This window comes from Streptomyces sp. CC0208 (assembly GCF_003443735.1).
Classification (GTDB): domain Bacteria; phylum Actinomycetota; class Actinomycetes; order Streptomycetales; family Streptomycetaceae; genus Streptomyces; species Streptomyces sviceus.
Genome location: NZ_CP031969.1, coordinates 994,338 through 1,014,492, shown reverse-complemented (window position 1 = coordinate 1,014,492; position 20,155 = coordinate 994,338). Strand labels below are relative to the sequence as shown.

The following is a 20,155-nucleotide window of genomic DNA, read 5'->3' as shown; positions in this document are numbered from 1 at the left end:
CAAGCGGATCATATGGGGAACGTTCGATCGGTGGGCCTCGGTCGTGTGTTCGCCGTGCCTCCCCCCAGCAGGACCTCGGCGATTCGGTCACTGGCGTGGCCGTCCCACAGTTCCGGCCGACGCGGTGCGGGAGGCGCGTCCAGCACCTGGTGCACGACGGACACGATCCGGGCCGGGTCCCGGCCGACCAGCACGTTGGTGCCCTGGTCGACGGTGATGGGCCGCTCCGTGTTGTCCCGCAGGGTCACGCACGGCACGCCGAGCGCGGTGGTCTCCTCCTGGATGCCGCCGGAGTCGGTGAGGACGATGCGGGCGGCGTCCTGGAGGGCGATGAAGTCCAGGTACCCGGCGGGCGGCACCAGCTGGATGCCGCCGGGTACGCCGATCTCGGCCAGCCGGCCGGCCGCGCGCGGATGCACGGGCAGCAGCAACGGCAGCCGGCCGGCGATCTCGCCCAGTGCCTTCAGCAGCCCGGCGAGCACCTCGGGATCGTCCACGTTGGCCGGGCGGTGCAGCGTCACCAGCCCGAACTCGCCCCTGGTCAGGCCGTGCCGGGCGAGGACGTCCGAGGCCCTGGCCCGCTCCAGGTTGGCGAGCAGCGTGTCGATCATGACATTGCCGACCAGATGGATCTGGTCGTCCCGGTAGCCCTCGGCGCGCAGGTTGTCGGCGGCGTCGGGGGAGGGGGCCAGCAGATAGTCGCTGACGCGGTCGGTGGCGACCCGGTTGACCTCCTCCGGCATGCTCCAGTCCCGGCTGCGCAGCCCGGACTCGACATGGGCGAGCAGCGGCCCCGCCTTCGCGGTGACCAGGGCGCAGGCCAGGGTGGAGTTGATGTCGCCGACCACGACCACGATGTCGGGGGCGAGTTCGGTGAGCAGGGGCTCGAACGCGGTCATCACGCGTCCGGTCTGCTCGGCGTGGCTGCCCGAACCGACCCCGAGGAAGCGGTCGGGCGGCCGGATGCCGAGGTCGGCGAAGAACACGTCGTTCATGGCCGGGTCGTAGTGCTGGCCGGTGTGGACGAGGATCACCTCGGCGCCCCGGCTCTCCAGGGCGTCCATCACCGGTTTGATCTTCATGTAGTTGGGGCGGGCCCCGGCGACGCAGACGATGCGCGGCATGGTTCAGAGCACCTCGATCGCGGGTCCGGACGGCAGCCGACGCCGGCAGTCGAGGACCAAGGGGGCGTGTTCGGCGACGAGTTCGTAGTCGAAGGCGTCGTGGTCGGTGAGCAGGACCACCACGTCGGCGGACGCCAGCTCCTCGGGCGTCGGTTCGACCCGCACCAGCCGGGTGTCCACCGGCAGGCTCTCGACGACGTGCGGGTCCGCCGCCCTGACCTGGGCGCCCATGTCGAGCAGCAGCTGGGAGATGCGCAGGGCGGGCGACTCACGGGCGTCGCCGGTGTTCTTCTTGTAGGCCAGACCGAGCAGCAGGACGCGCGAGCCGTTGACCGAGCGGCGCCGCTCGTTGAACAGGTCGCCGACCCGCCGCGTCACGTACTCGGGCATGTGGTTGTTGATGTCGTTGGCCAGCTCCACGAAGCGGAAACTCTGGCCGAGTTCGCGCTGCACCCGCCAGGACAGGTACGAGGGGTCGATCGGCAGGCAGTGGCCGCCGACGCCGGGCCCCGGCGTGAACCGCATGAAGCCGAACGGCTTGGTGGAGGCAGCGTCGATGGCCTGCCAGACGTCGATGTCGAGGTGATGGGCGAACATCGCGATCTCGTTGACCAGCGCGATGTTCACATGCCGGAAGGTGTTCTCCAGGAGCTTGGCGAGCTCGGCCTCCTTCGGCGAGCCCACCGGCACCGTGGTGTCGACGAGTTCGTCGTAGAAGTCCTGAACGGCCTTCAGCGAGGCCGCGTTGACGCCCGAGACGACCTTCGGGGTCTCCTTGAAGCCCCACACGGTGTTCCCGGGGTCGATCCGCTCGGGGCTGTAGCCCAGCAGGAAGTCGGCGCCCGCGGTCAGGCCCGAGCCGTCCTCCAGGATCGGGGCGAACATCTCCTGGGTCGTACCGGGGTAGGTCGTCGACTCCAGGATGACGGTCGCCCCGGGTCTCAGGTACCGGGCGAGGGTGACCGCCGACTCGCGGATGTACCGCAGGTCGGGCGTGCCCTCGTGCAGCGGGGTGGGCACGGTGACGACGGCGACGTCGAAACCGCCGCAGTCCCGGGCCGCTTCGCTCGGCCGGTAGGCACCGCTGTCCAGAGCGGCGCGGATCCGCTCGGAGGTGACGTCCTCGACGAAGGACTCACCGGCGGCGAGGCTCTTGACCCGCCGGGAGTCGACGTCGTACCCGATCACCTCGTGACCGACCTCGGCGGCCCGGATGGCCAGCGGCAGGCCCACGTATCCCTGTCCAACCACGACGACACGCATCAGTGACTCCTGTTCGCGGGAGCGGTCGACGGGGTGGAGCGGATGAACTCCCGCGCCGTCATGAGAAGGAAGGCGGTGTTGGTCGTGACGTAGCGCTTGCCCAGCCGGCGCGGCTCCTGGAGCGCGCGGTAGAGCCACTCGATGCCGAACCGCTGCCAGACCGCGGGGGCCCGCTTGGTGATCCCGGCCAGGATGTCGAAGGAACCGCCCACGCCGTGCACCACACGGGCGCCGGTCCGCGCGCCGTAGGCGGCGGTGAAGATCTCCTTCTTCGGCGAGGTCATGCCGAGGAAGAGCATCTGGGCGCCGCTGTCGGCGATCGCGCCCGCGATGTCCTCCTGCTGGGAGTCGTCGAAGTAGCCGTTGCGGCTGCCGGCGACCTTCAGACCGGGGAAGCGGTCGGCCACCCGGCGCAGCATCTCCTCCAGCACCTCCTCCTTGGCGCCGAGGAAGTACACGGAGATGCCCGCCGACTCCGCCTCGGCCAGCAGCCGCAGGAACAGGTCGATCCCGGCCACCCGCTCGGGCAGCGGGGCGCGCAGGACCTTGCCGGCCCACACCACGGCCTGGCCGTCGGCGACGACGAGATCGCAGCCCGACACGGCCTCGGCGAGCCGGGGATCGCGCCGCATGTTCACCAGCTTCGCGGCGTTCACCACGCCGATCTCCAGCTGTCTGCCGTCGCGGACCGCCGCGAGGCAGCGCTCGACGGTCTCGTCCATGGTCAGCGGGTCCAGCTCGACCCCGAACAGGGTCCGGCGCTCGCTCATATGCGTCCCCCGTGCCAGGCGTAGAGCATCCAGCCGAACTCGTACGGCCGGCATTCGCGGTCCACGGAGAGCGGGCGGTACACCCGGTCCAGGGGCTTGAGCCGAAGGCCCGGAGCCACTCGGGTGGACAGTCCCCGGGCGGCGCGTACGGCCTTCTTCGGGTCGCCCCGGTAGACCTTGCGCCAGGTCACGCCGAGCTCGTCGAGGATCATCGGCTCGGGGTGTCCGGCCAGTTCGGGCACGTCCGTCATCCACCGCAGGCCCTTGCGGATCGCCGCGCCGAAGTCGCTGCCGCCCGCGTCGGTGAGGTCGAAGAGCGCCGTCGGCGCCATCGCGTGCTGGTGCACGCTGTAGACCGGGTAGCCCTCCACGACCGAGCCGGTGCGCGCGTCGTAGTGCCACCACCACTGCCCGCCGTCGCCCTGGAGCTCGCAGATGCGCGCGGCGCAGGCCTCCGAGGCGGCCAGTGCCTCGGGATCGCCGTCGCCGCTCGCGTGGGCGCGGGCCAGGGCCTGGAGCGGGTACGTCTGGTCGGCGAAGCAGGCCACATGCGCTCGGTACCAGGGCACCAGGCCGGGCCCGGTGGCGTGCGGGAAGAGCGGGCTGTCCCCGATGCGGGCCCGCAGCAGACGGTCGCGCGCCGAGGAGAAACGTCTCTCCACATCGACCGTGTCACGGGCCGCCGCCATGGCGGACAGCACCCAGGCCGCCTCGACGGTGTACTGCGGGCGGCCCTCCTCGTCCAGGGCGTCGACCCGGGCCAGGGCGTCGGACAGCTTGGGGTGCCCGGTCTCGGCGGCGGCCCAGGCGATGAGCGCCGCGTCACCGAGGTTCGTGACGCCGGGCAGCGACTCGATCAGCAGGCCGGTGAACTCCTCGGCAGTGCGTCCGCCGAGGACCGCGCGCTGGCGGTCTTCCGGCAGGAACCGGACACCCAGCGCGGTGATGGCCGCGTACCGGGTGCTGGTCCCGCGCCGCTCCAAGGTCCAGGAACCGGCAGCGGTCTGCCGCCCGGCCATGGTGAAGGCGAAGGCCTCACCGCCGGGCAGCATCATCGACGGCAGCCCCGACTCGGCGACCGTGAGGAGTCGTCGGGCGAGTGGGAGCAGCGTCGGTTCCTCATGGCCGAGCGCGGCCAGACGTGTGATGCTCATCGGTTGGACACACCAACCCCCCTGTTTTTGCGCAGACTTGTGAGCGCCACGGCACGGACGGCCGGGCGATGGAAGGCAGGCGGACGTCAGACGTCGGAGCTGGTGCCGATCCCGATTTCAGGCATAGGTGTTTCCACCCGGTAACCCCCCCTGGGCACTACTGGTTCGTGCGCCCATTGTGCTTGGTCTGCACAGATCGCACACATGTTATGCCGGTGAATGTTCGAAGATTTGCGATTTGGCGGAAACAGGAGTCATGCGCGCTCGACGAGTCCGCCGTCCTTCTCGTCGTACCGCGCGCCCGTCTCCGGGCACTCCCAGACGCCCGGCTCGCCGTCCCGCTCGACCAGTCGTACGCCCGCCCTGCCCACCCAGCCGATGCGGCGCGCCGGAACGCCGGCCACGAGCGCGTGGTCGGGCACGTCCCGGGTCACCACGGCGCCCGCCGCGACCAGTGCCCAGCGGCCGATCCGTACCGGGGCCACGCACACCGAACGGGCCCCGAGGGACGCCCCTTCGGCCACCTCCACCGCCACGGCCTCCCAGTCGCCGCCGCGCTTGAGCTTGCCCTCCGGGTCGACCGAGCGGGGGAAGTAGTCGTTGGTGAGGACCGCGGCCGGCCCGACGAACACCCCGTCGCCGAGCACGGCGGGCTCGTAGACCAGCGCGTAGTTCTGGAGCTTCACGTTGTCGCCGATCCGCACCCCCGGTCCGACGTAGGCGCCCCGGCCGACGATGCATCCGCTGCCCAGCCGGGCGTCCTCGCGGATCTGGGCCAGATCCCAGACCGTCGTCCCCTCGCCGATCGCCGCCGTCTCGTCGACCTGGGCGGTCGGCTGCACCTTGAAGTCCACCGGGCTGAACCCTTCGTTTCGTCGAGCATGTCTGATCGTCGAACATGTCGACGGTGTCCCTGATGGACCGAGTCTGATCACCGCGCCGCCGGAATACCAGTCTCCGTTCGTGAGCCCTCTCGTGCGGGGCGGAGTCAGACCAGGCGGGGGTCGACGTGGATCTTCGGCCCCGGACCGGCGCCGGGCGGCCGCTCGCCCGCGAGCACGGGGCCGATCGCGTCCAGCGCGACGGTGGCGGCCACGAGCGGCCTCGGGTCGACGACCTGCTCGGCGTACGCCCTGATGGTGGCGTCGAGGCCGGGGGAGGCCGACAGGACGCCGACCGCCGTCACGTCCTTGAGGACGAGCGTGCGCGTGTCGATCCTGCTGGGCTCGGCGGCCAGCCCGATGTACACGAGCCGACCGCCCGGTTCGACCAGTTCCTGGGCCAGGGCGGGCAGACGGACCGCGTTGGTGGCGTCGACGACCGCGTCGAACGGCAGGTCCGGCAGCGTGTCCTCGCGCCAGGCGTGCGGGAAGCCCAGTGAGCGCGCGAAGGCGAGGGAGTCCTCGGTGGCGCCCATCAGGTGCACCTCTGCCCCGGCGGCCCGGACGAACAGCGCGACCAGCAGACCGATGGTGCCCGGCCCCAGCACCAGGACCCGGTCGCCGGGCCCCGCTCCGGTGGCCTGCGCGGCCCGCAGGGCGTTGCCGCCCGGCTCGACGAGGGCGCCGAGCACCGGATCCACCGAGTCGGGAAGGACGTGCAACGAGCCTGCCGGGACGGCGAGTTGTTCGGCCAGGGCGCCCGCGCGGCCGCCCCGGATGCCCACCTCCTCCCGCTTCTCGCACACGTGCTGCCGTCCGCGCCGGCAACGGCGGCAGGTTCCGCAGCCGAGCATCGTGTCGCCCATGACCCGGCGCCCGACCCAGCCGGGTTCGACCCCGGCACCCACCGCACGCACCCGGCCGGCCCACTCGTGGCCCAGCCGCATCGGATAGCCGGCGTGTCCCTGGTGCAGATAGGTCATGGCGCCGGTGAAGAACTCCAGATCGGTGCCGCACACGCCGACCCGCTCGACATCGACGACGACCTCACCGGGAGCGGCGACCGGCACGGGCACCTCCCGGACCGCGAACTCGCCGGGGGCCGTCAGGACGAAGGCGCGCATCTGCCGGCCCGCTGCCGAGGGGGCGTTCACCGAAGGGGCTCCTTCAGAAGGGTTCCTTCAACGGGCCGGGTCCGGTCCGCCGGCGCGCTGACGCTCACCGCCCCGGAGAGAGCAGTCGGCGGGGTGCCGTACACGGGCGCAAGGCAGTTGACGCCGGGCTCGTTCTCCTGCTCGTCGAGGGCGTATCCCCGCGCGCGCCTGTCCCGCAGCTCGTGGTGCAACTCCCCGGTCGTGCACAGGGCTCGGGGCGTCGGGCGTTCCAGGGACACCCCGCCGACCCATCGCCGTACGGCGTCGAGGGTGCCCGACTCGTGGGCGGGCGGCACCTTTCCGGCAACGGTCGCTTCAGCGGGGTTGCGGCCGCCGACCGTGAAGGTCAGCCGGACGGCGCCCTCGGGCGGCTCGACCTTGGCGCGGTGGACGACCTCGGGGCCGTCCAGGACGGTGCAAAGGGCCGGCGCGCCGAACCCGGCGGCCGGTGTCTGCGCCAGCGGCCGCACCCGCACGTGTTCGGGGCGGGCCTCGTGACGGGCGAAGGCCGTCCGAAGGAACTCGTCGCCGAGCAGACAGCGGTCGCCGAAGTCCCGGCCGGCCGGACGTGCCCGGCGCACGATCGGCTCGGGGCCGCCGATCGCCCGGGTGGGCTCGTCGAGCGCCACCCCGTCAGGGCGCCGGACGAGTCCCCTCAGCACGGCCGGCACCGGGTCCGGTCCCACGAGACGGTCGCCCTCCGCGCGGTCCGCGACGGGTGCTGTCGAAGCGGAGAACGGCTGCGTATGCTGCATCGCGTTCCGGATACTAGACCGCCGTACCGATGACCGGAAAGAGCCGAGTGATGGGCCTTCGCAGCGCGCAGTGGTACGCGGGACAGGACCGCAACGCCTACATCCACCGGGCCTGGATGCGCCGGGGCGCCCCGGCCGACGCCTTCACCGGCCGGCCCCAGATCGCCATCGCCAACACCGCCTCCGACCTCACCCCCTGCAACGCCCACCTGGACGAGGTGGCCAGGTCCGTCCGCGACGGTGTCCACGAGGCGGGCGGCATCCCCCTCGACCTGCCCGTGGTGTCGCTGGGCGAGACCAACGTGCGGCCCACGGCCATGCTCTGGCGCAACATGGCGGCGATGGCCACGGAGGAGATGCTGCGCGCCAACCCCCTCGACGGCGTCGTCCTGCTGGGCGGCTGCGACAAGACGATCCCCTCGCTGCTGATGGCCGCCGCCTCGGTGGACCTGCCCGCCGTGGTCGTGCCCGGCGGGCCCATGCTGACCGGCACCTTCCGCGGCACCCCGCTGGGCTGCGGCACGGACGTGTGGCGGCTGTCGGAGGAGGTCCGCGCCGGGACCCTGTCCCAGGAGCAGTTCACCCGCTCCGAGTCGTCGATGATCCGCAGCCGCGGGCACTGCAACACCATGGGGACCGCGTCCACCATGGCGCTGGTCGCCGAGGCGCTGGGCACGGTCGTCCCCGGGGTGGCCGGCACCCCGGCACCGGACAGCAGGCTGCTGGAGGCCGCGCACGGCACCGGGCGGCTCGCGGTGGAGCTGGTGTCCGGTGACCGCCGCCCGAGCACCTTCCTGACCAAGGGGTCCTTCCACAACGCGATCGTGGCGCTGGCCGCGATCGGCGGCTCCACCAACGCGGTCGTCCATCTCCTCGCCATCGCGGGCCGGCTGGGCATCGAGCTGACCCTGGACGACTTCGACCGCATCGGCTCCCGGGTGCCGGTCCTGGTGGACCTCCAGCCCGCCGGACGCTTCCTCATGGAGGACTTCCACCGCGCCGGCGGCCTGCTCGCCGTGCTGCGCGAGGTCGCCGACCTCCTGGACCCCGACGCGCTCACCGTGACCGGAAGGCCACTCGTGGACCACCTCGCCGACGCCCCGATCTGGGACGCCGAGGTGATCAGGACCCGGGCCCGCCCGCTCGTCGAGGAGGGCGGCATCGCCGTCCTGCGCGGCAGCCTCGCCCCCGACGGAGCCCTGATCAAACCCGCGGCCGCCTCGGCGCACCTGCTGCGCCACCGCGGCCGGGCGGTCGTCTTCGACAGCATCGAGGACTTCCACGCCCGCGTCGACGACCCGGACCTGGACGTCGACGCCGACTCCGTCCTCGTCCTGCGCGGCTGCGGCCCCCGGGGTTACCCGGGCATGCCCGAGGTCGCCAACATGCCGCTGCCCACCAAGCTGCTGGAGCAGGGCGTGCGGGACATGGTCCGCGTCTGCGACGGCCGGATGAGCGGCACCGCGTACGGCACGGTCGTCCTGCACGTGGCACCGGAGGCCGCGGCGGGGGGCCCGCTCGCCCTCGTCCGGACCGGTGATGTCATCAGCCTCGACGTCGGGGCCCGCCGCATCGACCTGGAGGTGCCCGCCGACGAGCTCGCCGCCCGCACCCCCAACGCGGCCACCGTCGAGGGCTTCGCCAACCCGAGGCGGGGCTGGGAGCGGCTGTACGTGGACCACGTCCAACAGGCCGACAAGGGCGCGGATCTGGACTTCCTCGTCGGTTCCAGCGGCTCGGAGGTCAGCCGCGAGTCGCACTGACCCGGTGCGGCGGAGTCTTCGCCCTGTCCCTGCCCATCCCGTGGACGCCCTCTTGACGTGCGTCCGGACGCGATCGACACTCCAGTTGGGAATCCTAGTGAACGGGTAGGGAAACATGAGCAGCGTGGAACCGGCCGTGGGCCGAGAGAGCCGCACACCGCGGCCCACGCCTCTTCTGACCTCCCGTCGGCACATCGATCTGCAGCGGGTCTGCAGCGCGATCAGGCCCCTGGGCTGAGCCCGGCCACGGCCGCCCCCTCCCTGTCCTGCCCCTCGCTTCCGGCCCGACGACGCTTCCGCCGCGCGTACGTCTGCGCACCGACACCCCGGGGAGATCCATGTCCGTCACATCGCTGTCCCATGTCCCCGCCACCCACCCCGCCCCCGCGTTCCGGGGCCGCATCGGACGGGACGCGCGCAGCGGGCACTACGCCGTGCCGCGCCGCTACCGGCTCCACCTGACCGCCGCCTGTGCGGACGGTCTGCGCATCGCCGTCGCGCACAGTCTGCTCGGCCTCGACGACATCTGTCCCGTGACCTTCCTGGACCCGGTCCCCGACTGTCCGGACGGCGGGCATTCCGCGCTGCGCCCGCTGTACGAGGCCAGCGCGCACCGGTACTCCGGCGCGGCCGTCGCGCCGGTGCTCAGTGACGACTGGTCGGGGCGGATCGTCAGCACCCACGCCGCCGACATCACCCGCGACCTCGCCCGGCACTTCGGCGGCGGCCGTCCGGCGCTGTACCCGTGCGGAGCGGAGTCGGAGACCGAGGCCGTCGAGCGGATGGGCCGGGGCATCGCGCAGGCCGCCCAGCAGGCCGGGTCGGCGGGCGGCGACGACGTGGACCGGACCGCCGCCCTCGAGCGACTGCTGGACACCCTGGGCTCACTGGAGCGCTGGCTGGTGGGTCGCGACTGTCTGATCAGGGATCACCTCACCGCCGCCGACATCGAGTTGTGGGTCGCGCTGGTGCAACTCGACACCGTGCACCGCGACCACCTCGACGCGTCCGCGGTGCAGCGCATCGCGGACCACCCCACCCTGTGGGCCTACGCCCGCCGCCTGACCGCCCACCCGGCCTTCGGCACCCACCTCGACCTCGACGGCATCGCCCGCCGGCACCACGCCCACTGCCGGGGCCTGGAGGCCGCAGGCGCCGCCGTGCAGATTCTGGACTGGGCCTCGCACACCCCCCGTACGTCCTGACCGTTCCATCTGTCGGACCAGGATTGACATTGGTTCAGGCGTTTGACTTAACTACGACCCAGATCGGTCATGAGTGTCAGCGACAAGCCCTGGCTTGCTGACCGGCAACCCTCGCTCGGCGGTGGGGTGCCCCAGGTGACGACCGGACCGGATGACGTTTCGGTAAGCGCGAGGGCCCAAGGGGCCGAAAGAGCACGGTGACGGACATGTACGCAGTTTCCAGGACGGCCACGCGCCGCTCCCAGGGCTGCGTACAGCCGTACACGAACGTGCTCGTGGCCGACCGGAGCGTCGATCTGCTCCGGGTCAGCAGCGCACTGTGTACCGCACCGGGCCGTGCCCGCTGTCGGGGCTGACGTACCTCCCCAGCCCCCGCGTTCCTGACGAACACCGCACCCGCGGTGTGCTGTCGTCCGCCCAGCCCCCGGTGCCCGTGCGTCGCGTCCTACCGCCGTAGGTACGCCGTGTTCGCCGTGTCCCAGGGGAATCCCGACTGAGCCGGAGCCCCTCATGAGTGAACCCCCAGGCGCCGCCGTGTCCGTCACCGAGGCACCGCCTCAGGCCGACACCCCGTCAAAACCCCTCGCCGCACAGCGAGTTCTCCCACTGAGGCGACCGGGCCGCTGGATCGCCACCACCGTCGTCCTGGTCCTGGCGGCCCAGTTCGTCCACGGCCTGGTGACCAACCCGTTCTACCAGTGGGACCGGTTCGGTTACTGGTTCCTGCGGCCGACCGTCCTCGACGGGCTTGTGATCACCCTTGAAGTCGCCGCCTACAGCGCGGTGCTTGGCCTCCTCGGCGGCATTCTGCTCGCTCTGGCCCGGCTCTCGAAGAGCCCGGTGCTGCGGGCGGTGAGCTGGACCTACGTGTGGGCCCTGCGCTCCGTTCCCCTGATCGTGCTCCTGCTGTTCCTCTACAACTTCAGCGCCCTGTACAAGACTTTGAGTGTCGGTGTCCCCTTCGGTCCTGCCTTCTTCTCCTTCGACGAGTCCCGGCTCGCCACCGACATGGTCATCGCCGTCGTCGGACTCAGCCTCAACGAGGCCGCCTACGCGGCCGAGGTCGTCCGCGGCGGCATCCTCTCCGTCGACCAGGGCCAGCACGAGGCGGCCTCGGCACTCGGTCTGCCCAAGGGCTACCAGTTCCGGAAGATCGTCTTCCCGCAGGCGCTGCGCTCCATCACCCCGAACTACGTCAACCAGCTGATCGGCCTCATCAAGAGCACCTCGCTGGTCTTCTACGTCTCCCTGCTCGACCTGTTCGGCACCGTGCAGTCCATGGGCTCCACCTACCCCGGCGACATCGTGCCGCTGCTTCTGGTCGCCACCGTCTGGTACCTGATCCTCACCAGCGCCGTGTCCGTCGTCCAGTTCTACGTCGAGCGACACTACGCCCGGGGCGCCACCCGCTCCCTGCCGCCGACCCCGCTCCAGAAACTGCGCGCCGGTCTCACCGACCTCAGGGCGCGTGTCCGCAGGGAGACCGCGATATGACCGTCACCGACATCACCCCCGTCGCGCTCGAAGTGCACGGCGTGCACAAGTGGTACGGCGCCCACCGGGTCCTGGACGGGGTCGACCTGACCGTGCGGCCCGGCGAGGTCACGGTGATCCTCGGCCCGTCCGGCTCCGGGAAGTCCACCCTGCTGCGGGTCATCAACCACCTGGAGAAGCCGGAGATCGGCTACGTCAGCGTCAACGACGAACTCATCGGCGTCCGTCGGCAGGGCGAGCGGCTCAAGGAGCTCAGCGAGCGCGCCATCCTGACCCAGCGCAGCCGCATCGGGTTCGTCTTCCAGAACTTCAACCTCTTCCCGCACCTGACCGTCCTCGACAACGTGGCCGCCGCCCCGGTGGCGACCGGGAAGCTCGGCAAGGCGGACGCCCGGGAGCTGGCCCGCGAACTCCTCGGCAGGGTCGGTCTGGGCGACCGGACGGGTGCCTATCCACGGCAGCTGTCGGGCGGCCAGCAGCAGCGCGTGGCCATCGCCCGCGCGCTCGCCCTAAGGCCCGGTGTCATCCTCTTCGACGAGCCGACCTCCGCCCTCGACCCGGAGCTCGTCGGCGAGGTCCTGGCCGTCATCAAGGACCTGGCGACCAGCGGCACCACCCTGGTCATCGTCACCCACGAGATCGGCTTCGCCCGCGAGATCGCCGACCGGGTCGTCTTCATCGACGGCGGCCGCGTCGTCGAGCAGGGCCCGCCCTCCGAGGTCCTCGACCGGCCGCGGCACGAGCGGACCCGGGACTTCCTGAGCAAGGTCCTCTGAACCCCTTTCCTTCAACTCCGCACCCTTTTCTCCCAACTCCTAAGGACAGCCATGCCCATTCACCCCTCCCGACGCAGCCTGATACGCGGCATCACCGCGGCGGCCACCGTCACCGCCCTCGCCGGCGGGCTCGCCGCCTGCGGTGGTGACAGCGACGCCGCCACCAGGACGACCGACAGCGCCGGCACGGTCACCGTGGGGCGGCTCTCCAACGGCGCCGCCAAGGAGACCGCCCTCAAGGTCGCCGAGGTGAAGTCCATCAGTGCCGAACTGCCCGACGCCGTCAAGAAGAGCGGCAAGCTGGTCATCGGCTCCGGCACTCTGCCCTCCGGTTCCCCGCCGCTGGGCTTCGTGGGCAGCGACCAGAAGACGCTCACCGGCTCCGAGGTCGACCTGGCCCGTCTGGTCGCCTCGGTCCTCGGTCTGCAGCCCGAGGTCAAACGCTTCACCTGGGAGAACCTCTTCGTCGGCATCGACAGCGGCAAGGTGAACGTCGGTTTCTCCAACATCACCGACACCGAGGAGCGCAAGCAGAAGTACGAGTTCGCCTCCTACCGCAAGGACGACCTCGCCTTCGAGACCCTCAAGACCTCGAAGTGGACCTTCGACGGCGACTACGAGGCCCTCGCGGGCAGGACCGTATCGGTCAGCGCCGGGACCAACCAGGAGCGGATCCTGCTGGAGTGGCAGACCAAGCTGAAGAAGGAGGGCAAGAAGCTGACCATCAAGTACTTCCAGGACAGCCCCAGCGTCTACCTGGCCCTCGCCAGCGGCAAGATCGACGCCTACCTGGGCCCGAGCCCCAACTCGTCCTACCACGTCACCCAGACGGCGGGCACGCCCAACGCGACCCGCATCGCGGGCCAGTACTCCGGTGCCGGCGAGACGCTCCAGGGCCTGATCGCCGCGACCGCCAAGAAGGACAGCGGCCTCGCCAAGCCCCTCGCCGACGCGATCAACTACCTGATCGACAACGGCCAGTACGCCAAGTGGCTCAGCGCGTGGAACCTCTCCCACGACGCCGTGTCCAAGTCGGAGGTCAACCCGCCCGGGCTGCCGCTGGACAACTCCTGACATCTCGTCAAGAGCTGAACCCCTCATGCCCGTCGACTCAGGAAGGGACTTCGCCTCCGTGGCACAGCAGACCGACGTCCGCGGAGGCGGCGCCTCCCTGAGACCCGCCGCGCTCGACCCCTTCGCGCCCGCCGCGCCCGACACCTCCGTCCTCGACAACGCCGTATGGGCCGCCCTCGACGGCCCCCACGCTCACCTCGCCGAACGCGTCGGCCGCGCCGCCCGCTACCCGGACGACGTCTACGCCTTCGCCGCCCTCGCAGATCCCCGCGACCCGGCCGCCTGGGCCGACCTGCTCACGCTCGTCGGTCCCGGAACCACCGTACGGATCAAGCCCGTTGAGACGGTCCCCGAAGAGTGGGAGGTCATCGGTGGGGGAGTGGGCGTCCAACTCGTCGACACCGCGCTGCGCGCCGAACCGGCCCCCGAGGCGGTACGGCTCGGCCCCGACGACGTACCCGAGATCCTCGACCTGGTCGCCCGCACCAGGCCGGGCCCGTTCCTCGAGCGGACCATCGACCTCGGCACCTACCTCGGCATCCGGGACGAGGGCCGGCTGATCGCCCTGGCCGGCGAGCGGGTCCGGCCGCCCGGCTGGACCGAGATCAGCGCGGTCTGCACCGACCCGGCGCACCGGAGCCGGGGCCTGGCCACCCGGCTGGTCCGGGCGGTCGCCGCAGGGATCCGCGAGCGCGGCGACATCCCGTTCCTGCACGCCGCCGCCGACAACACGAACGCCATCCGGCTCTACGAATCGATCGGCTTCACCCTGCGCCGCCGCTCGCCCGTCCTTCTGGTCCGCAGTCCAGGAACATCCCGCGAGGCCGGGGCGTTGTGACTCACGACGAGATCCGCCGGGCGCCTCGCGCGCCCAGAAGGAGGAGGTGACGGGCGTGATCAGCACCCTCCGCTCCGCCCACCTCCACTCCCGGCCCCACATCGATCTCCAGCGCGTGTCCGCCGCGCTCTGTTGTTCCTGACCCGTCAGTCGCTTCAGCCGCCGGGCCCCGCGCATCCGCGGGCCGGCCCTCTCGTACGGACCTCCAGGAAGGCACCCACCCGTGTCCCCTTCTTCTCTGCATCTCGCCGTCGCCCTCGACGGCACCGGCTGGCACCCCGCCTCCTGGCGCGAGCCGGTCGCCCGTCCCCGTGAGCTGTTCACCGCCGGATACTGGGCCGACCTGGTCGCCGAGGCCGAGCGCGGCCTGCTCGACTTCGTCACCATCGAGGACGGTCTCGGCCCGCAGTCCTCCCGGTTCCTCGACCCGGACGAGCGCACGGACCAGGTGCGCGGCCGGCTCGACGCCGTGCTCATCGCCTCCCGCGTCGCCCCGCTCACTCGCCATATCGGCCTGGTCCCGACCGCGGTGGTCACCCACACGGAGCCCTTCCACATCTCCAAGGCCATCGCGACCCTCGACTACGTCAGCACCGGCCGTGCGGGCCTGCGCGTCCAGATCACCGCCCGCCCGAACGAGGCCGCGCACTTCGGCCGCCGCACCATCCCGCGCATCGAGGCCTACGACAGCCCCGAGAGCCAGGAACTGGTGGCCGACCTCTTCGACGAGGCCGCCGACTACGTGGAGGCCGTCCGCCGCCTCTGGGACAGCTGGGAGGACGACGCCGAGATCCGCGACGCCGACACCGGCCGCTTCATCGACCGGGACAAGCTGCACTACATCGACTTCGAGGGAAAGCACTTCAGCGTCAAGGGCCCCTCCATCACACCCCGACCGCCACAGGGTCAGCCGCTCGTCACGGCCCTCGGCCACCAGACCGTCCCCTACCGGCTCATCGCCCGCCAGGCGGACGTCGGTTACATCACCCCGCAGGACACCGACCAGGCCCGCGCGATCGTCGCCGAGATCCGCGCCGAGCAGGAGGCGGCCGGCCGTGCCGACGGACTCCTGCACGTCTTCGGCGACCTGGTCGTCTTTCTCGACGACGACCCGGCCGAGGCCGCCGCCCGCCGGGACCGCCTGGACGCGCTCGCGGGAGAGCCGTACCAGAGCGATGCCCGTGTCTTCACCGGCACCCCGACCCAACTCGCCGACCTGCTGGGTGAGTTCCGGTCGGCCGGGCTCACCGGATTCCGGCTGCGGCCCGCCGTCCTCGGTCACGACCTGCCGGCGATCACCCGCGGCCTGGTCCCCGAACTCCAGCGCCGCGGCGCCTTCCGCACCGCCTACGAGGCCGACACCCTGCGTGGCCTGCTGGGCCTCGCCCGCCCCGCCAACCGCTACGCCGCCGCCTGAGCCCGAGAGCTTTGAGCCGGAAGGACCGCACACCATGAGCAAGCCGCTGAAGCAGATCCACCTGGCCGCGCATTTCCCGGGCGTCAACAACACCACCGTGTGGAGCGACCCCGAGGCCGGCAGCCACATCGAGTTCAGCTCCTTCGCACACTTCGCGAAGACCGCCGAACGGGCCAAGTTCGACTTCCTGTTCCTCGCCGAGGGCCTGCGCCTGCGCGAACAGGGCGGAAAGATCTACGACCTGGACGTCGTCGGCCGCCCCGACACCTTCACGATCCTCGCCGCGCTGGCCGCCGTCACCGAGCACCTGGGGCTCACCGGCACCATCAACTCCACCTTCAACGAGCCCTATGAGGTGGCCCGCCAGTTCGCCAGCCTCGACCACCTCTCCGGCGGCCGCTCCGCCTGGAACGTCGTCACCTCCTGGGACGCCTTCACCGGCGAGAACTTCCGCCGCGGCGGCTTCCTGCCGCAGGAGGAGCGCTACTCCCGCGCCAAGGAGTTCCTCGCCACCACCCAGGAGCTCTTCGACTCCTGGCACGGCGACGAGATCCTCGCCGACCAGGCCTCGGGTGTCTTCCTGCGGGACGCGAAGGCCGGTTCCTTCGTCCACACCGGTCAGCACTTCGACATCCAGGGCCAGTTCAACGTCCCGCGCTCCCCGCAGGGCCGCCCGGTCGTCTTCCAGGCCGGCGACTCCGAGGAGGGCCGCGAGTTCGCGGCCTCCTCCGCCGACGCGATCTTCAGCCGGCACGCCACCCTGGAGGGCGGCCAGGCATTCTACGCCGACGTCAAGAACCGTCTCGCCAAGTACGGCCGCCGCCACGACCAGTTGCTGATCCTGCCCGCCGCCTCCTTCGCTCTCGCCGACACCGACGCCGAGGCCGAGGAACTGGCGCGGATCGTCCGACGCCAGCAGGTCAGCGGCGCCACCGCGCTGAAGCACCTGGAGTTCGTCTGGAACAGGGACCTCTCGTCGTACGACCCCGAGGGGCCGCTTCCCGACATCGACCCGGATGTCAGCGAGAACCACATCTCCAAGGGCCGCGCCCAGGTCCGTATGTACCGCGACCCGCTGGCCACCGCCCGCGAATGGCGCGAACTGGCCGCCGCCAACAACTGGTCCATCCGAGACCTCGTCATCCACACCGGCAACCGGCAGAACTTCATCGGCTCGGCCGAGACCGTCGCCCGCACCATCAACGAGTACGTGCAGGCCGACGCGAGCGACGGCTTCATCCTGGTCCCGCACATCACCCCGACCGGCCTCGACGCCTTCGCCGACAAGGTCGTCCCGCTCCTCCAGGAACAGGGCGTCTTCCGCACCGAGTACGAGGGCCCCACCCTGCGCCACCAGCTCGGCCTCGCGCACCCGGACGAGACGCCGGCCGAGGGGCGGCTGGCCTCGTGAAGTTCCTCGCGATCACCCTGATCGTGCACCGGCCGGATCCGGTCACGGGCGTCCAGAAGCCGACCCACGACCGCTTCCGCGAGGTGCTCGACAACGCCGTGCTCGCCGAGGAACTGGGTTTCGACGGCTTCGGCGTGGGGGAGCGGCACGAGCGGCCGTTCATCTCCTCCTCCCCGACCGTGGTCCTCAGCCATGTCGCCGCGATCACCAGGCGCATCCGCCTCTTCACCGCGGTGACGACCCTGAGCCTGCTCGATCCGGTGCGCGCCTACGAGGACTACGCCACCCTCGACCACCTCTCCGAGGGCCGCCTCGACCTGATCATCGGAAAGGGCAACGGCACCGCTCAGCGCGAGCTGTTCCACGTCACGCCCGAGGACCAGTGGGAGCGCAACGCCGAGAGCTACGAGGTGTTCCGGCAGCTCTGGCGCCAGGACAAGGTCACCGCGGACACCCGGTTCCGGCCCCCGCTGAAGGACGCCGAGGTGTGGCCGCGGCCGTACCAGAGACCGGTCCGGGTCTGGCACGGCAGCGCCACCAGCAAGGAGTCGGTGGACCTCGCCGCCCGCTACGGCGACCCGCTGTTCTCGGCGAACGTCACCAACCCCATAGAGCCGTATGCCGAGTTGATCCGCCATTACCGCGAGCGCTGGGAGTTCTACGGCCACGACCCGGCCGACATCGCGATCGGGGCCGGCACGGCGGGCCTGCTGGTCACCCGCACCTCCCAGGAGGCGCTCGACGTCTACCGGCCGCTCTTCGAGGCCAACCTCGCCTTCTACGAGAAGGCCGGCCTCCCTGTCGTCTTCGAGACCCTGGAGGACTTCGTCGAGCGCAGTTCCGCCCTGATCGGCAGCCCGCAGCAGATCATCGACAAAGTCCACCGCTACCACGAGCAGTTCGGGCACTCCGTGCTCCATCTGCACGCGGACGCTGCGGGTCTGACGGACACTCAGCACCGTGACTCGCTCGAACTGTTCCAGTCCGAGGTCGCCCCGGCACTGCGCCACACCATCCCGGACCCACCGTTCCCCTGGGGGCCGGTCCACGCCGAGGAGCCCGCCCATGCCTGACATCCCCCTCGGCGTCCTGGACCTGGTACCGATCCCGTCCGGATCCACCGCCGCCGACGCCCTGCGCAACTCCATCGACCTCGCCCAGCAGGCCGAACGGCTCGGCTACGCCCGCTACTGGTTCGCCGAGCACCATCTCAACCCGGGCGTCGCGGGCACGTCCCCCGCGGTGGTCCTCGCGCTCACCGCGTCCGCCACCTCCACGATCCGCCTCGGCTCCGGCGCCGTGCAGCTCGGCCACCGCACCGCGCTGAGCACGGTCGAGGAGTTCGGACTCCTCGACGCCCTGCACCCCGGCCGGCTCGACCTGGGCCTCGGCCGCTCCGGCGGCCGGCCGCCGGGTGCGCCCAAGGCCCCGCTGCCGACCACCGTGGTGGACGGCCGTGCCCCCAACGGCCTGCTTGTCCCGCCCCGCTTCTCCTTCGAGTACCTGCTCGGCTCGCCCCGCATCGCGCTCCAGCGCAGACTGCTCCTGCTGCCGGGCGCCGAGTCACAGGACTACGCCGAGCAGATCGACGACGTCCTCGCCCTGCTCGCGGGCACCTACCGCTCCCCGGAGGGCGTCGAGGCGCACGTGGTCCCGGGCGAGGGGGCGGACGTGGAGGTGTGGATACTCGGCAGCAGCGGCGGCGAGAGCGCCGAGGTCGCGGGCGCCCGCGGACTGCGCTTCGCGGCCAACTACCACGTCAGCCCGGGTACGGTCCTGGAGGCCGCCGAGGGCTACCGGGCCGCCTTCCAGCCCTCCGACATCCTCGACAAGCCGTACGTCAGCGTCTCCGCCGACGTCGTCGTGGCCGAGGACGACGACACCGCCCGCGAACTCGCCACCGGCTACGGCGCCTGGGTGCGCAGCATCCGCACAGCCGAGGGTGCCATCGAGTTCCCGACCCCCGAGGAGGCCCGCGCCCACGCCTGGACGGACGAGGACCGGGCGCTCGTCCAGGACCGCCTCGACACCCAGTTCGTCGGGTCGCCGGCCAGGGTCGCCGACCGCCTGGAACAGCTCCAAGAGGCCACGGGCGCGGATGAATTGCTCATCACGACCATCACCCACGACCATGCGGACCGCGTCCGTTCGTACGCACTCCTCGCGGAGGAATGGCAAAAGCGGGGTCACTCCTCCCAGTCGAGCTGATGCTCCGGAGTCCCCACCGACCTGCCGTACGCGACCGCTTCGGCGCGGCCCGCCTCGTCGCCGCGCCGATAGCGGAACACCTTCCCGGCGAACACCACCACCCGCTCGTCCCCGGCGACGAAGTCGGCGTACCAGCCGAGTTCCGGCTCCAACGCCTCGGCCAGCGCGTCCGCCAGCGCGCCGACGTCCTCGCCGTCGCTCTCCCACTCGACGAGCGTCCACGCCGGAGGCTGCCCGCCGCTCGCCCCCGCGACCTCGACCCTGCTCACCTTCCGCAACCGCAGTCCGCGGGGCGCGAACTCCGCTCCCGGCCTGAGGCTCTCGCCGATGACGTATCCACTGATCACGTGCTGTCTCCCTGCTGTTCGGAGGCTTCGCGGACGACGCTACGGCCGTATGACTGACATCCTCTGTCAGCCATACGTGAAAAGGGTGATCGCCCGATGAGAGCGGACCGGCTGCTGTCCCTCCTGCTCACATTCCAGTCCCGCAGGCAGGTGACGGCCCTGCCGTGTGATGGAGGGCTGGCGCAGTCCACTGCTCGGCATCAGCGCGGAGGAGGCCACGACCCTGCCGGCGGTCGGCCGCGAGCAGGCCGACACGACTGCGAGCCGCTTCCACATCGACACCCAGGGGGTGCCGCGCCGGCCCGGACCGGACGATCGCCTGCTCGATGGTGTCGACCCGCAGATGGAGCGAGAACGATCAGCATGCCGCCACTCTCGCACTCGGCCCCCGCCGAACGCCGCGTGGCCGGAAGTACGTCTCCCTCCCCCGAAGGCTACGTACTTCCGGCCATTCCCCCGGCGCCGGACAGTGGTCCAGCCTCGCCCGTGCGGCCCGGCTGCGCTGTCACCGCGAACGCCGG

At 71.3% G+C, this 20,155-nt stretch carries 20 protein-coding genes and 1 riboswitch; of the genes, 12 read left to right on the top strand and 8 right to left on the bottom strand.

Annotated elements, in window-relative coordinates; all coding sequences use genetic code 11:
- Window positions 1–8: 8 nt before the first annotated feature.
- The 7 genes from wecB to D1369_RS04665 all read right to left on the bottom strand — a co-directional run bounded on the left by wecB (window position 9) and on the right by D1369_RS04665 (window position 7,101).
- Window positions 9–1,124, bottom strand: a complete 1,116-nt coding sequence (gene wecB / locus D1369_RS04695) for a UDP-N-acetylglucosamine 2-epimerase (non-hydrolyzing) (RefSeq protein WP_118082284.1) — start codon at window positions 1,122–1,124, stop codon at window positions 9–11.
- Between the two features lie 3 nt (window positions 1,125–1,127).
- On the bottom strand, window positions 1,128–2,387 hold the full coding sequence (locus tag D1369_RS04690; protein WP_037902180.1) for a nucleotide sugar dehydrogenase: 1,260 nt from the start codon (window positions 2,385–2,387) through the stop codon (window positions 1,128–1,130).
- Window positions 2,387–3,157: a WecB/TagA/CpsF family glycosyltransferase gene (locus tag D1369_RS04685; RefSeq protein ID WP_037902183.1), complete on the bottom strand. Its 771-nt coding sequence runs from the start codon at window positions 3,155–3,157 to the stop codon at window positions 2,387–2,389. The genes D1369_RS04690 and D1369_RS04685 overlap by 1 nt, the downstream gene beginning before the upstream one ends.
- Window positions 3,154–4,311, bottom strand: coding sequence for a hypothetical protein (locus D1369_RS04680; protein WP_007386297.1), 1,158 nt, complete (start codon window positions 4,309–4,311; stop codon window positions 3,154–3,156). Before D1369_RS04680 ends, D1369_RS04685 begins: the two co-directional genes overlap by 4 nt.
- A 254-nt stretch (window positions 4,312–4,565) precedes the next feature.
- Window positions 4,566–5,165: an acyltransferase gene (locus D1369_RS04675; RefSeq protein WP_007386298.1), complete on the bottom strand. Its 600-nt coding sequence runs from the start codon at window positions 5,163–5,165 to the stop codon at window positions 4,566–4,568.
- Between the two features lie 134 nt (window positions 5,166–5,299).
- The gene (locus D1369_RS04670; protein ID WP_007386299.1) at window positions 5,300–6,316 is read right to left on the bottom strand and encodes an alcohol dehydrogenase catalytic domain-containing protein; all 1,017 of its coding nucleotides are present in this window, start codon (window positions 6,314–6,316) and stop codon (window positions 5,300–5,302) included.
- A 26-nt stretch (window positions 6,317–6,342) separates the two neighbouring features.
- The gene (locus tag D1369_RS04665) at window positions 6,343–7,101 is read right to left on the bottom strand and encodes an IclR family transcriptional regulator C-terminal domain-containing protein (RefSeq protein ID WP_007386300.1); all 759 of its coding nucleotides are present in this window, start codon (window positions 7,099–7,101) and stop codon (window positions 6,343–6,345) included.
- Window positions 7,102–7,151: 50 nt separating this feature from the next.
- Between D1369_RS04665 and D1369_RS04660 the strand changes: the two genes are divergently transcribed.
- From D1369_RS04660 to D1369_RS04615, 12 genes are all read left to right on the top strand, one after another.
- Window positions 7,152–8,864 carry an IlvD/Edd family dehydratase gene (locus tag D1369_RS04660; RefSeq protein ID WP_118082283.1) on the top strand — a complete coding sequence of 571 codons (1,713 nt, stop codon included), beginning with the start codon at window positions 7,152–7,154 and terminating at the stop codon, window positions 8,862–8,864.
- A gap of 115 nt (window positions 8,865–8,979) precedes the next feature.
- Window positions 8,980–9,102 carry a putative leader peptide gene (locus D1369_RS44715; protein ID WP_342364930.1) on the top strand — a complete coding sequence of 41 codons (123 nt, stop codon included), beginning with the start codon at window positions 8,980–8,982 and terminating at the stop codon, window positions 9,100–9,102.
- 100 nt (window positions 9,103–9,202) lie between these two features.
- Window positions 9,203–10,069 carry a glutathione S-transferase C-terminal domain-containing protein gene (locus tag D1369_RS04655; protein WP_037902188.1) on the top strand — a complete coding sequence of 289 codons (867 nt, stop codon included), beginning with the start codon at window positions 9,203–9,205 and terminating at the stop codon, window positions 10,067–10,069.
- A gap of 65 nt (window positions 10,070–10,134) precedes the next feature.
- Window positions 10,135–10,244, top strand: a riboswitch (SAM riboswitch).
- Between the two features lie 335 nt (window positions 10,245–10,579).
- Window positions 10,580–11,563 carry an amino acid ABC transporter permease gene (locus D1369_RS04650; protein ID WP_007386304.1) on the top strand — a complete coding sequence of 328 codons (984 nt, stop codon included), beginning with the start codon at window positions 10,580–10,582 and terminating at the stop codon, window positions 11,561–11,563.
- The gene (locus tag D1369_RS04645) at window positions 11,560–12,339 is read left to right on the top strand and encodes an amino acid ABC transporter ATP-binding protein (protein ID WP_118082282.1); all 780 of its coding nucleotides are present in this window, start codon (window positions 11,560–11,562) and stop codon (window positions 12,337–12,339) included. The genes D1369_RS04650 and D1369_RS04645 overlap by 4 nt, the downstream gene beginning before the upstream one ends.
- Window positions 12,340–12,390: 51 nt before the next feature.
- Window positions 12,391–13,413: an ABC transporter substrate-binding protein gene (locus D1369_RS04640; protein WP_007386306.1), complete on the top strand. Its 1,023-nt coding sequence runs from the start codon at window positions 12,391–12,393 to the stop codon at window positions 13,411–13,413.
- Window positions 13,414–13,471: 58 nt separating this feature from the next.
- Complete coding sequence (locus tag D1369_RS04635; protein ID WP_118083118.1) at window positions 13,472–14,251, top strand: GNAT family N-acetyltransferase; 780 nt, start codon at window positions 13,472–13,474, stop codon at window positions 14,249–14,251.
- A gap of 46 nt (window positions 14,252–14,297) precedes the next feature.
- Window positions 14,298–14,393 (top strand): putative leader peptide, encoded by a 96-nt coding sequence (locus D1369_RS44710; protein WP_346426737.1) that lies wholly within the window; start codon window positions 14,298–14,300, stop codon window positions 14,391–14,393.
- Window positions 14,394–14,474: 81 nt separating this feature from the next.
- Complete coding sequence (locus D1369_RS04630; protein WP_007386307.1) at window positions 14,475–15,668, top strand: LLM class flavin-dependent oxidoreductase; 1,194 nt, start codon at window positions 14,475–14,477, stop codon at window positions 15,666–15,668.
- A 34-nt stretch (window positions 15,669–15,702) separates the two neighbouring features.
- Window positions 15,703–17,079 (top strand): NtaA/DmoA family FMN-dependent monooxygenase, encoded by a 1,377-nt coding sequence (locus D1369_RS04625; protein ID WP_007386308.1) that lies wholly within the window; start codon window positions 15,703–15,705, stop codon window positions 17,077–17,079.
- Window positions 17,076–18,152 carry an LLM class flavin-dependent oxidoreductase gene (locus D1369_RS04620; RefSeq protein WP_007386309.1) on the top strand — a complete coding sequence of 359 codons (1,077 nt, stop codon included), beginning with the start codon at window positions 17,076–17,078 and terminating at the stop codon, window positions 18,150–18,152. The genes D1369_RS04625 and D1369_RS04620 overlap by 4 nt, the downstream gene beginning before the upstream one ends.
- Entirely contained in the window at window positions 18,145–19,287 is a 1,143-nt protein-coding gene (locus D1369_RS04615) for an LLM class flavin-dependent oxidoreductase (RefSeq protein ID WP_007386310.1), read from the top strand. The genes D1369_RS04620 and D1369_RS04615 overlap by 8 nt, the downstream gene beginning before the upstream one ends.
- Here D1369_RS04615 and D1369_RS04610 read toward each other — a convergent pair.
- Window positions 19,266–19,634, bottom strand: a complete 369-nt coding sequence (locus D1369_RS04610) for a hypothetical protein (protein WP_007386311.1) — start codon at window positions 19,632–19,634, stop codon at window positions 19,266–19,268. The two genes, D1369_RS04615 and D1369_RS04610, sit on opposite strands and share 22 nt — an antisense overlap.
- Between the last annotated feature and the right edge of the window lie 521 nt (window positions 19,635–20,155).